General features: G+C 62.4%; 9 protein-coding genes and 1 rRNA gene. 8 read left to right on the plus strand and 2 right to left on the minus strand.

Annotated elements, in window-relative coordinates; all coding sequences use genetic code 11:
• Positions 1–101 precede the first annotated feature (101 nt).
• The 8 genes from rrf to VF684_RS18095 all read left to right on the plus strand — a co-directional run bounded on the left by rrf (position 102) and on the right by VF684_RS18095 (position 9296).
• A 5S ribosomal RNA gene (gene rrf / locus VF684_RS18060) occupies positions 102–216 on the plus strand.
• 183 nt (positions 217–399) lie between these two features.
• Complete coding sequence (locus tag VF684_RS18065) at positions 400–906, plus strand: NUDIX domain-containing protein (protein ID WP_120415486.1); 507 nt, start codon at positions 400–402, stop codon at positions 904–906.
• A 133-nt stretch (positions 907–1039) separates the two neighbouring features.
• A complete protein-coding gene (locus VF684_RS18070) occupies positions 1040–3202 on the plus strand; it encodes an AsmA family protein (RefSeq protein WP_139731084.1) in 2163 nt (720 codons plus the stop codon).
• A 145-nt stretch (positions 3203–3347) separates the two neighbouring features.
• On the plus strand, positions 3348–4736 hold the full coding sequence (locus tag VF684_RS18075) for an ATP-binding protein (RefSeq protein WP_201998843.1): 1389 nt from the start codon (positions 3348–3350) through the stop codon (positions 4734–4736).
• On the plus strand, positions 4733–5380 hold the full coding sequence (locus VF684_RS18080) for a response regulator transcription factor (protein ID WP_139731086.1): 648 nt from the start codon (positions 4733–4735) through the stop codon (positions 5378–5380). The genes VF684_RS18075 and VF684_RS18080 overlap by 4 nt, the downstream gene beginning before the upstream one ends.
• On the plus strand, positions 5377–6210 hold the full coding sequence (locus VF684_RS18085) for a DUF2861 family protein (protein WP_139731087.1): 834 nt from the start codon (positions 5377–5379) through the stop codon (positions 6208–6210). The genes VF684_RS18080 and VF684_RS18085 overlap by 4 nt, the downstream gene beginning before the upstream one ends.
• A gap of 258 nt (positions 6211–6468) precedes the next feature.
• On the plus strand, positions 6469–8670 hold the full coding sequence (locus VF684_RS18090; protein ID WP_139731088.1) for a glycoside hydrolase: 2202 nt from the start codon (positions 6469–6471) through the stop codon (positions 8668–8670).
• Between the two features lie 95 nt (positions 8671–8765).
• Entirely contained in the window at positions 8766–9296 is a 531-nt protein-coding gene (locus VF684_RS18095; protein ID WP_041210649.1) for a GNAT family N-acetyltransferase, read from the plus strand.
• 88 nt (positions 9297–9384) lie between these two features.
• Here the strand turns inward: VF684_RS18095 and glnE are convergent, their stop codons facing one another.
• Positions 9385–12258: a bifunctional [glutamate--ammonia ligase]-adenylyl-L-tyrosine phosphorylase/[glutamate--ammonia-ligase] adenylyltransferase gene (gene glnE / locus VF684_RS18100; protein ID WP_139731089.1), complete on the minus strand. Its 2874-nt coding sequence runs from the start codon at positions 12256–12258 to the stop codon at positions 9385–9387.
• 159 nt (positions 12259–12417) lie between these two features.
• Entirely contained in the window at positions 12418–12864 is a 447-nt protein-coding gene (locus VF684_RS18105) for a GNAT family N-acetyltransferase (RefSeq protein ID WP_064339507.1), read from the minus strand.
• Positions 12865–12940 lie beyond the last annotated feature (76 nt).

Raw genomic sequence — 12940 nt, forward strand, 5'->3', positions numbered from 1 at the left:
TCTGGCCTTGTAGCAAATAGAACGAACTACTAATTCAGTGATAGTGACAAGCAAAGCGCAACATCACTACTCACGTCAGCTTTCACAGATTGAAGAATTTGCCTGGCGGCAATAGCGCCGTGGAACCACCTGATCCCATGCCGAACTCAGAAGTGAAACGCGGTAGCGCCGATGGTAGTGTGGCATTCGTCATGCGAGAGTAGGACACTGCCAGGCACCCAATACAAGAAACCCCGCTCATCGAGCGGGGTTTTTTATTGCCTGCAATTTATTAAATCGTCTGATAATTGACCCGTTATATTTTTTCCTTCCCCCCAACTTCCCCTCTTCCTGTCGTTTTTACTCATAAAAACAGCGATGGCAGCGTAAAATAGCGCTTTATCTGGTCGGAGATAGCCCATGTTTTGTCCAAAATGTGGCGGTCAAACCCTGCAGAGCGTCAGCCCCAAAGAGTTTCGCTGTGGCTGCGGTTTTCATTTTTTCCAGAATGTCGCGGCGACTGTGATGGTGGCGCTTTGCTGGCAGGATGAGGTGCTGGTTGCGGTACGCGCCCGCAATCCGGACAAGGGGTTGCTGGATCTGCCGGGCGGATTTGTCGATCCCGGCGAGTCGCTGGAGGGGGCACTGGTGCGCGAGTTGCAGGAGGAGCTGGAGCTCGATGTCAGCGCTCATCCTTGCACCTATCTTGGCTCATTCCCCAATATTTACCCCTACGATGGCATCACCTATCACACCTGTGACACCTTTTTCGCCATCAGGCTGAGTGAAAAACCGTTCATCCAGCCAGCTGATGATGTGGCCGCCTGTCAGTGGTTGAAGATCCGCGATGTCCCCTTGTCCCGCTTTGCTTTCGAGTCGACGCGCACTGCGATGGCGCGGCTGCAGCAATCCTCTTTGCAAGCCTGATCCCTGCTGATGACGATGGGGGATTGGCAGCGACCATCCCTGTCTCATCCTTGTCCGCTTTTGTCCCGCAGACGCCATTCGTCAGACGGTGAGTGGTATAGTCAGCAGTGGATCCGGATTCAAGGAGCATATCGTGAAGAAGATAGTTCTCATCTTGCTCGGCATCGCCGTGGCGGCCTTGCTGGCCATAGTGACGCTGATAAGCCTCATCGACCCCAATCAATTCAAGCCCCAACTGGCTGAACAGGTGCGCAAGAGCACGGGGCGCGAACTGGTGATGGCGGGGGGGATTGACTGGCGTTTCTGGCCGAGTCTCGGCCTCTCGCTGGAAAAGGTCGCCCTGCGTAATCCGGCCGGTTTTGTCGAGCCGGATCTGGTTCGTTTCGAACAGGGGGAGGCCTCGGTTGCCCTGTTGCCGCTGCTCTCCCATCGCCTGGAGATCGGCAAGGTGACCCTGAGTGGCGCCCATCTCTTTATCCAGACCAAGGTGGATGGCAGCTCCAATCTGAGCGGACTGTTCAAGGATGCCGCTGCTGATGCAAGCGAACCGGTCGTCCCCGCAACCCCTGCGCCAACCGCTGATAGCAAGCCTTGGCAGATCAGCTTGCAGGGTGTCGCGCTCTCCCAGGCCAGTGCGCTGATACAGGATGATCGCAGCGGCACCTCGCTGCGACTGGATCGCCTCGATCTCGATATGGGGCAGCTGGCCACCGGTCAGTGGGTACCCGTGACGCTGGCCGCCAAGGGGAGTGCCGACAAGCTCGCTTTCGACGTTAAAGGGCAGACCCAGATCAAGCTGGCGCAGGAGGTGATGGCCAGTGAACTGAAAGATCTGAGCCTCAGTGGCAGCCTGAGTGACCCGTCCCTGCGACTCGATAGTTTCTCCATCAAGGGGGACCGATTGGCCCTGGGTGAGTGGAGCAACCTCACGTTGGCGCTGAAGGGGGCCAAGGTAGAGGGGCAGCAAGCTTCACTGGCTGGTTCGCTGGAAGGAACGCTCAAGGGACGGCTCGATAAAGAGATGAAGCTTGCCGAGCTCTCCGATGTGCTGCTGACCGCCGCGCTGGAAGGTGATGCGCTGCCACGCCCGCAGATGAAGCTGAAACTGGCCGGTTTTGCCCGTGCCGAGCTCGACAAGCAGTTGATTACCCTGAGCAAGCTGGTGATGAGTGCCGATGAGGCGCTGTTGAATGGTGATGGAAGCGTGCAGCTTGGCGCTGTTCCCTCGATCAGCTTCGATCTCAAGGGGGAGAAGCTGGATCTCGACAAATGGCTCGCCAAATCGGCACCGACCACGACCGCACAGGCGAAAGAGGACAAACCGGCGGTCGGTGCTTCCAATACCGCTGCAAGTGGCAATAAAGCGGCAACCGGCAAGAGCGAAGCCCTCTCCGCGGTTGAACCGGATCTGGGCGCGCTCAAGGGGGTGGATCTGGATGGTCGGCTGCAACTTGGCAGCCTGCGCCTGAAAGGGCTGGATCTCGGCGCTGTCGATCTGCAGGTGGCTCTGGCCAAGGGACTGCTGACGCTCAAACAGTTCAGCGCGACCGTGGCTGGCGGTCAGGTAAACGCGAAAGGAGTTCTCGACGCGCGCCAGCAACCCACGACCTACAAGGTGCACAATCAGGTGGCCGGGGTGAACATTCGTCCCTTGCTGCAGACTCTGGCCCAGAGCGATCTGCTGGAGGGTAAGGGCGATCTCGATGTGCAGGTGCAGGGGCGCGGTCTCTCTGCGTTGGCACTGCGCAACGGGATGCGGGGAAAGGTCACCTTGAAGCTGAGTGACGGCGCCCTGCATGGCATCAACCTGCCGGAGATGATCCGCGAGGCGCGGGCCACCCTCACCGGCAAGGGGGCCGAGCAGGTGAAGGAGGCGCGCAAGACCGACTTCAGCGCCCTCACCGCCAGCTTCCAGATTGCCGACGGCATCGCCCGCAGCAACGACATCCAGCTTTTTGCCCCCGCCTTGCGGGTCAAGGGGGATGGGCAGACGGCGCTGGTGCCGGAGAGCCTCGACTTCCTGTTCCTCACCTCCATTGTCGAGAGCAGCAAGGGGCAGGGGGGCAAGGATGTGGATGAGCTGAAGGAGATCACCATTCCGGTGCGCATCGGCGGTCACTGGCAAGCCCCCAGCTACCAGCTCGACGTAAAGGCGCTGCTTAGCAACAACAAGCTGCTGGAGGATAAGGCGCGCAAGGAGGCCGAACGCGGCCTCAAGAAGCTGCTGGGGGACAAGGCCGACAATGAAGCCGTCAAAGGGGTGGCTGACCAGCTGCTCAAGGGACTGTTCAAATAGGTGACGGTTCACATGGGCTGGCGGGAGCCGCGCAAATGCCGTTAGCGGTTGACCGGATGTCAGCGCCATTGAAAAATGGCGCTGACATTTTTTATGGCGCAGTGATCTGTTGCGCCTTCATCCGGAGTCATCTCGAGTTGAACCCATGCGCCTGATCCTGCTGCTCTGCTCCCTGATCTGCTATGGCATGGCGAATCCCGCGCAGGCCGGGCCGTTGGCGGATCGCCTGGCGGGCGAGCTGGCCAAGCAGGCACCCGAACAGGCGCTGCCTCTTGACGAGGTGCAGCGGCTCGACCGTCGCCTGATTGCTCCCGATCCCCTTCATCCTGCCTGGCAGCGCTATCCGCTGCGTCAACTGCAGGCCATCTATCGCTATCAGCAGGAGTGCGGGGCAGAGAATGAGTTGCCTGCCGAGTGGCTGCCGCTGCTGCGGGCGCTTTGCGGCCAAGGGGCTGTACCCTCGGCCCGCTGGTTTGCCGCTCACCCAATCTATCCGCTGGGTGGCTCCAGCGCTGCCCGCTGGCTGGCTGGTCATCCGGCGGCGGGGCTCGACGCTCTGCTCCATGTGCGGGAGCGGCGCGATCGGTTGGGGCTGCTTGGCGAGCTCGGCGATGACAACCTCGATGCCCTGCTGCGGGGGGAGCGCTGGCTGCTGCAATCGGGTCAGCTCTGGCTGCTTGCCGATGGGCAGTGGCGTCGTTACGGCGCCGGGCAGTGGCAGCCGCTGGCCGAGCGGCTTGGCATGACGCTGGATAGCCGCACTGCTGGTACTTGTGAAGAGCGAGTCGGAGCGATTTGCTTCAATACTCGCCCCACGCTGCATTGGCATTGGCAGTGGCTGGCGCTGGCCAGCTCTCTTGGTTTCATCCTGCTGCTGGGGTGGGCCAGCTGGCAGCGCTGGCGTCTGCTGCGGGAGCGGCGCGTCGCGTTGCAGATGCTGACCCACGAGCTGCGTACTCCCATCATGGCGCTCTCCGGCATCAGCGAGGAGCTGCGCCACGATTTCGACCGGCTGCCCCCTTCCGCCCAGCAGAGCGTGGGTCAGCTGCTGGGCAGTGTCGCCCGCCTGCATCAACTGGCGCAGGCCAGTCGCCACTATCTGGCGGCTGAGACTCTCGAGGATGAGCGGGTGGCGGTCAGTCTCACCGAGTGGCTCACCCTGGCTTGCGAGCGGCATGGTGCCGCCTTCTGCCTTGAGCGGGAGATGACTCTGGCGCTCCCCTTCTACTGGCTCGATCTCGCCCTCGACAACCTGCTGCGCAACGCCAGTCAGCATGGCCGCGCACCGGTTCGGATCTGTGCCAGCTGGCAGGCGGGGCGTTTGAACCTCGCGGTCAGCGATGGCGGCGAGCTGCCGGGTTACCGGCTCGCCACCCTGCTGCGCCGTGGTGCCCGTGCCGATGGTTTGGGGCTGGGGCTTGCCATCGTGCGCCATCTGTTGCGCCGCCTTGGCGGGCACCTCGCCTTATCCGGCCCGCCCACTACCTTTACCCTGACGCTGCCCTGCCAACTCTGGAGCGACACCGAATCATGAAGACCATCCTGCTTGTCGAAGACGAGGCGCTGCTGGCGGAGAACCTGCAACGCTATCTGACACGCGAAGGGTATCGCTGCCTCTGGTGCGACACTCTGGCTGCGGCGGAGCAGCAGTGGCTGGCGGCGGATCTGGTGCTGCTGGATCGCTCCATGCCGGAGGGGGATGCCCTCGACTGGCTGCCCCAGTGGCTGGCACGAAAGGCGCTGCCAGTGATCGTGCTCACCGCCCGGGTGGAGGTGAGCGATCGGGTGGCCGGGCTCGATGCGGGGGCGCGCGACTACCTGACCAAACCCTTCTCCCACGATGAGCTGCTGGCGCGGATCCGGGCCCAGCTGCGCCAGCTGGGGGATGGCACTCAGGCGGTGGGCGGCTTGCAGCTCCACCCCGCCCGGATGCAGGCGAGCTGGCAGGATGCGGAGGTGAGCTTTACCCCTACCGAGTTTGCCCTGCTCACCCTGCTGGTGCGAATGGCGGGGCGGGTGCTGAGCCGGGAGGAGATCCTCAACCGGGTATGGGGCTATCAGGCGTTTCCTTCCACCCGCACCGTCGATACCCATATTCTGCAACTGCGCCAGAAGCTGCCTGGGCTGGCTATCGAGACGGTGCGCGGCATCGGCTACCGACTGGAGGTGACAGCGTGAAGCGTGTAACGTTGGCCGCTCTGCTGTTGGCTCTAAGCGTCGGCTTGCTGAACGCAAGCTGCGTGATGGCAACCGAACGCCTCCAGGACACCGAACGCGCCGACCCGCTGCAACCGGCTACTTTGGCGCTGTTGCAGGGTGATAACCGGCACGCCTGGCAATCTTTGCAGCAGGCATGGCCTGCCCTCAACAGCGATGCCGAGCGCCGCAGCTGGCAGCGGATGCTGGCCGCGCTGAGTGCCCAACACTGCGGCAAGGATTTCCCGCTGACCTTGCCTGATGGGGTGAGCGAGCTGCGTCTTGAGCTGATCCAGCGCGATGCGCCGCTGCTGCGGGACTATCGGGTGCAGCTGACCGGGGAGGGGTCCATCACCGCAGCTGAACTTGTCGATCCCGCTGGTCGCAACCGGTTGGAAGGTGCCCAGTGGGAGGCGGAAGAGAATAAAGGGGTCAGGGTCGTGGGGGCCGATCTACCGACGCCTTTGCCAGCCGGGCTCTATCAGCTGCGGCTGGCGGTGGCTGGCAAGGAGTGGCAGGTAGTGCTGCCGCTGCCTGCGGTGCAGGATCTGGACTGGCTCTCCCGCTCGCCGCAGACGGTGGCCAATCCCCCCGCCAATCCCGCTTCTTGTACGCCGCTCTGGCTCGATCAGGCTGTGCTGGCTCGCCCGCAATACTCCCTGCTCTGGTGGCACCGCATTGCGCCCGATGAGCCGGTGAACTGGCCTGCTGCCACGCCCGACAGCTGGCGTACCCTTTCGCTGGTGCAGACCAGCCAGCGCGGCCAGCTGGTGTTGCAGCTAAGCCACAGTCAGGCAGGGCCGGTGGAGTGATGCCAAGGGGTTGAGTCGTTGCAGGCAGCGATGGATGAGCTGCCTCAGTCACAGATTGTTTCGCTGGTGCAATGGCTGTCACTTTTTACTGATGTTATTTGCAACAATTGGCCAGTGGATGGTGGTGGCTATTAAACAGGAAATGGCAGAGCAGCCTCTCCGTTTTTGTTCTGGGCTTAATCCTGACATTGCCCTGACAATCTGAGCCTGCCGATCTGCTGCAATGGCGGCTCCCGTTTTTATCAGGAATCACCGACCATGACTCTTCTTCCCGAATTAGCGAGCCGGATCCGCTCGCTGCTGCTGTTGATGCCGCTGCTCTCCCTGCCTGCCGAGGCGCTGACCCTGGCCAACGATCAGTGGCGTATCGAGCTGGATCCCGCCACCCTGGCGGCCGAGGCTGTGCTGCCATCGGGCCAGCATCTTGCCATCTCTTCCCCCGGCCCGCGCCAGCCGGTCACCGCTCTGCAGCAGGAGGGGGAGCGCGCCAGCTGGCTGACCCGTGCCGATGGCGAGATGCGGGCCTTGGCTCGCCTTGAGGGCAACCGTCTGATCCTCACCCTGAGCCGTGCGAGTGCTGGCGATCTGGTGTGGCCGCGGGTGCCGTCAGGTGCGCAGGCGCTGATACTGCCGATCCACGAGGGATTTCGCATTCCGACTACGCACACTGCGTGGCGCAAGGCGCTGGCGCAGGAGTATCAGGGGATCAACACGACGGATAATCTGACCCTGCCGGTGGTTGGGCTGGATCACGGCGATCAGCAGCTGGCGATCCTCTTTGCTAACCCCTTCAACAACCGGCTCACCTTTGCGCCCAAGCAAGATGGCATTGCCCTTACGGCGACCCATAGCGTCAATCGCCTCAATCTGGCCGCCCCCTATGAGGTGGCGGTCTCGCTACAACCGGGCAACGACTGGCTGGCGGCGGGCAAGGCCTATCGCAGCTGGCTGCAGGCGCGGGGCGAGCTGGTCTCGCTCGAGAGCAAGCTGGCGGCAGTAAAGGATGGCAAGCGGCTGATCGGTGCCTCTCACCTCTACCTCTGGGGCGAACGACTGCTGGTGCCACAGGATGTGAAGAGCTGGCCCGCGCTGCGCCGCCTGATCCCTGCCGACTGGCTCAAGGGGGAGAGTAAAACGGCGCTGCAAGCGCCCGATCTGGCTCGCAACCGCTATCTGCAAAATCTGGTGCTGACCGGAGTTGAGCTGGCGCGGGCGCTGCGCCATCCGGGTCAGCAACCGGCTGATTTCGCCGCCCGGCGAACGCTGGCTGCCACGCAACTGGGGGCTGCACTCAACGAGCCACAGAGTTGGGGCGATGGCAGTTCGGCCAAGATGATCGCTGCTCTCAAGCAGGCTGAACTACCCAAACTCTGGCTGGGTCTGCCCCAGTGGACCGCCGGTTTTGCTGCGCCAGAGGGGATTGAACTTGCCAAACAGGCGGGCTATCTCATCGCTCCCTACGACTCCTACGATACCGCGCTGCCGGAGGGGAATCGCCAGCAGAGCTGGCTCACCGCCCAGATGGGGCAGGATATCTACCTGCGCTGCGGCATCATGCAGGAGAACGGACGGCGCAAGAGCGGCTTTCAAAATAGCGGCGTCTACACCAATCAGGCCTGTGTGCGCCCGGTGATGGAGCAGCGAGTGCCCAAATTGCAGCAGGCGAGCCACTACAACAGCTGGTTCCTCGATGTGGCGGCGACCGGCATGGTGTTTGACGACTTCGACCCGGCCAAGCCGACCAGTCAGGCGCAGGATGCACAGAACCGGATGGCGGGAATGGCGTGGATTGCCAGGAGTCAGGGTGTACTGGTGGGCTCCGAGGAGGGCGGCTCGGTTGCCAACCGCACCGCGGCCTTTGCCCACGGCCCCCAGACCAGCGGCTTTGGCTGGCAGGATCCCGATATGCGCCGCAACAAGCGCTCTCCCTACTATCTGGGGGTCTGGTATCCCGACTATCAGCCTGCGTTCTTCTTTCGCCAGAGCCACCTAAAACCTGAGTATCAGGGGCTCTACTTCGATCCGGCGCTGCGGTTGCCGCTGTTCCAGAGCGTCTTTCACGACAGCATAGTGACCACCCACCACTGGACGATGGACAGTCTCAAATTCAGGGAGAGCCGTCAGGTGACCGAACTGTTGCAGCAGCTCTACAACGTGCCGCCCCTGCTCAACCTCAGTCTGGATAGTGCCAGCGTGCGCATTCCCTATCTCAAGGGGCTCGATGCCTTCTTCCGCCCGCTGCATGAGCGGCTCTACAACCAGCCACTCACCGGTTTTCGCTGGCTCGATAAAAGAGGAGTTGTGCAACAGAGCGAGTTTGCCGATGGCACTCGACTGATTGCCAACTTCGGCCCGGCTACCGAGCTGGCAGGGATCAAACTGTCCGCTCAAAGCGTGCTGGCGCTGCTGCCCGATGGCAGCCAGCAGCAGTTTGTCTCGCAACCGGATGGCGCCCACTAATCTGGCGTTCTGGCTTTTATTTCATCAGAGGATGATGTGGCAGAACTTTTCATGTATAGATGAACGTTCTGCAAAATAAAGGAGAGGTAGTTCTGATGATTGAGAGTGAAGTGATTAGAGAGGTAAACCACCCGGCGTGGCCGCTGGTCTGGCAGATCTATGGCGAGAGTTTTCCCCGCTACGAGCAGCGCCAGTCACAGCATCAGCCACAGAAGATGCGGGATCCTCGCTATCACTGCCAAATCTTTTATCAGGACGGCCTGCTGCTCGGTTTCATCTTCTGGTGGGCGTGTGGCGAGCAGATCTATATCGAACATCTGGCCATCAATCCGGCGCTGCGCGGCCGCAACTACGGCAGCCGCCTGCTGGCCGAATTTTGCGAGCGGGCAGGCAAAACCGTCATTCTCGAGATCGATCCGCCAGAGGATGAGATTGCCATTCGCCGTCTGCGCTTCTATCAGGGGCTGGGCTTTTGTCTAAACGACTATGCCCATCTCCACCCACCCTATCATCCTGACTATCAAGGTCATGCCCTGCGGGTGTTGAGCTATCCGGGGCTCCTTGAGGAAGAGGCCTATCAGCGTTTCAACCAGATGCTGGTAGAGACGGTGATGGATCACGGCTGAGCAGCCGCAAGAATGCTGTTTTACCGATAAGATAAGGGCCAGCCTGAAGCAATTCAGGCGGGCCCTTTTTCATTGCCGCTGGCGGGAATTACTCCCCCAGCAGCAGTTGCCAGACCGCCAGCACATGGCCTCGTTCGGTCAGTAACTGGTCGTCGCTCACCTTGCGGGAGATCTCCGAGAGGTTGAGGCGATGGCCGAGGTTGCGGATCTCCAGATAGGCCTGCTTCAGCCCCTCCGCCTGCTCCAGGGTCAGCACCCCCGCCATGACGCACTCATCGAAGATGCGCACGTTATCGGACCAGCGGGTGAGGGCATCGGGCTCGCCGCAGGCGTGGGCCAGCACCAGATACTGGGCGATAAACTCGATATCCACCATGCCGCCGGGGGACTGCTTAAGGTCGAACTCGCCAGCCCCCGCTTTCAGCAGGTGATCCCGCATCTTGTGGCGCATCTCGCGCACCTCGCGGGCCAGGGTCGGCAGCTCCCGCTCCTTGGCCAGCACATCGCGGCGGATGCGGGCAAACTCGGCAACGATGGCATCATCGCCATAGATGGGGCGGGCCCGCACCAGTGCCTGATGCTCCCAGGTCCACGCCTCGTTTTGCTGGTACTGCTCATAGGCCGAGAGGGACGAGACCAGCAGGCCGGAGTCACCGGAGGGACGCAGCCGCATATCTATCTCGTAAAGGATGCCGGATGGGGTACGGGTGCTGAACAGGTGCAGGATCCGCTGCGCCAGACGCAGGTAGAACTGGCGACTGTCGATGGGCTTGCGGCCATCTGTGTAGCTGTTGGGGTCGCCGCCGTGCAGAAACACCAGATCGAGATCCGAGCCGTAGCCGAGCTCGATGCCGCCCAGCTTGCCATAGGCCACCACCGCAAAGCCGCGCTGGCCGCTCAGCGCCACCTCTGGCGGCACCCCGTAGCGCTCGCTCATCTGGGCCCAGGCTTGATTGACCACCTCCTCGGTGATCGCCTCCGCCAGCCAGGTTAGGTGGTCGCTCACCTTCATCAGCGGCAGGGCGCCGGCGATATCGGCCGCCACGATGCGCAGCAGCTGCACCTGCTTGAACTGGCGCAGCGCCTCCATCTGCTGCTCCACATCCTCTTCGGGGATGCGCAGCAGGAACTGGCGCAGCTGGGGCTTGTACTGATCGAGCGGGGTGGGGTGGTAGAGGTGCTGGGGATCGAGCAGCTCGTCCAGCAAAATCGGGTAGCGGGCCAACTGCTCGCTCACCAGATGGCTGGCGTCGCACAGCCGCACCAGCTGGCGCAGGGCGCCCGGGTTCTCCGCCAGCAGCTGCAGATAGGCGCTTCGGGTGAAGATGCGGGTCAGCAGCTCACAGACCCGTTCGAACAGGCGGGCGGGTTGCTCGCTGGCGACAACCAGCCGCAGCAGCTCCGGCATCAGCCAGTCCAGCGCGATGCGCCCTTGCGGGCCCACCTGACGGCGCTTGTACTCCTCCTTGAAACGCAGCAGCGCGGCGCAGAGCGGGGCGGACTCGGCCACCCCCTGCGCGGTCAGCAGTTTTTCCAGCTCGGCGGCGTCGAGCTCGGTGCGCCACAGATCGAGCCAGAGCTGCTCCAGATGGGCGGGGGCCTCTTTCTCTTCCCCCACCACGGCGGCGAACTCCTGATGGACGGCGGCCATCTCCTCATCGAGATGAGCCATAAAGGCGCCCCAGTCGGCAAAACCGAGGGCGGCGATCAGCCGCTGGCGATCCCGCTCTTCGGTGGGCAGGGTCTGGGTCTGCTGATCGCCGATCTCCTGCAAGATGTTCTCGACCCGGCGCAGGGAGCGATAAGCCGCCAGCAAGCGGTCGCAATGGGCGGATTCGAGGGCGCCACATTGGGCGATGGCGGCCAGCGCTTCCGGCAGGTGACGCACCCGCAGTGCCGGTTCACGACCGCCGCGAATAAGCTGCAGCGCCTGGGCGATAAACTCCACTTCACGAATGCCGCCAGCCCCCAGCTTGATGTTGCCCTCCAGCCCCTTGCGGCGCACCTCGGCGGCGATCATCGCCTTCATCTGGCGCAGGCCGTCGATAACGCCAAAGTCGATATAGCGGCGAAACACGAAGGGGCGCAGCATCTCGGCCAGCTCCACCGCGTGTTCGCACTGGTGCCCCAGTACCCGCGCCTTGACCATGGCGTAGCGCTCCCAGTTGCGGCCGTGGTGCTGGTAGTAATCCTCCATGGCGGCGAAGGAGATGGCGAGCGGCCCCGCATCGCCAAAGGGGCGCAGTCGCATATCGACCCGGAACACCTGACCATCCTGCGTGGGCTGGTGGAGGGCGTTGATGATGCGCTGGCCCAGCTTGATGAAGAATTGCTGGTTGGCGAGCTCGCGTCGCCCGCCAACCGTGTAGCCGTTTTCGGGGAAGGTGAAGATAAGATCGATATCCGAGGAGAAGTTCAGCTCGCCACCTCCCAGCTTGCCCATGCCGAGAATGAGTAGCGGCTGCGGGTTGCCATTGCCATCCATCGGGGTGCCCAGTTCGCCGCACTGTTTGGCGTAGAGCCAGTCGCGGGCAGAGCAGATCAGGGCATCCGCCAGTTTGGTGAGGTGGATAAAGCTCTCTTCCACCGCCGCATGGCCCAGCAGCTCGCGCCAGGCGATCACCAGCATGCGGCTGCGGCGGAACTGGCGCAGGATACGCTTGAGCGCCTCTTCATCACTCACCTCGGCGAGCAGGGCGGTCAGATCGCTCTGGTAGGCGGGCCAGCGCTCGGCCTGATCCAGATCCCCGGAGGCGAGCAGTTCGGTCAGCAACTCGGGCTGTTTGAAGAGGGAGTCGGCGACAAAATCGGAGAGGCCAAGCAGGGTCAGCAGGGGCTGGCGAACGGGCTCGGGCTGGTTGCCATAGTCGGGGGCCAGTTCGATCAGCCGTTGCCATTGGCGCTCGGCCTGTTCTTGCAGCAGGGGGGAGAGGGCAGAGAAAGAGGGAGAATGCTGGGCCACGGTTGCCGTCCTTGTGGTTCACGACAGCTGGTTAACGACACGGGGTTAACAACGCTGCCGGTTCAAAATGGTGGCTGCCAATCTAGCACTGTCAGGCCCCCGCGTCACAGCACAGGGGCGAGAAGCATGATCCGGTGGGAATTATTGGCCGCCAGTCAATCAGGTGCGCTGGTAGATGGCAGGGTTGTAGATCTCCATCAGGCTGTCTGGACTTGCTGGGGGCGCAAAGCCAAAACCGGCATAGAGGCCGTGAGCATCAGAGGTGGCGAGAGCGAGACGCCGTAATCCCTGCAACTCGGGATGGTCGACAATGGTTGCCACCAGTGCCTTGCTGTAACCCCGGCCGCGGTACTCAGGCAGCACGAAGACATCGGCCAGATAGCCAAAGGTGGCTTTGTCGGTGATGACCCGGGCGAAGGCAACCTGCTGACCATCGACATAGCCGCCAACGCAGAGGGAGTGGTTGATGGCCCGCACTACAGTGCTGTGGGGAATACCACGGCACCAGTAAGCCTCTTCGGAGAGAAAACGGTGGATCAGCGGCACATCGAGCCGCCCCTTGTCGTCACTGAGCTCGAGTGGTGGGTGCGTTGCATTCTGCTGCATATTGGCTCCTTGCCGTGCGCTGGAAATGAGAAAGGCCCCCTCAAGGGGCCTTCCAGTCTAACCGGATTGGGGCATG

Source organism: Aeromonas sp. Lyrl_2 (assembly GCF_051948815.1).
Lineage (GTDB): Bacteria > Pseudomonadota > Gammaproteobacteria > Enterobacterales > Aeromonadaceae > Aeromonas > Aeromonas veronii.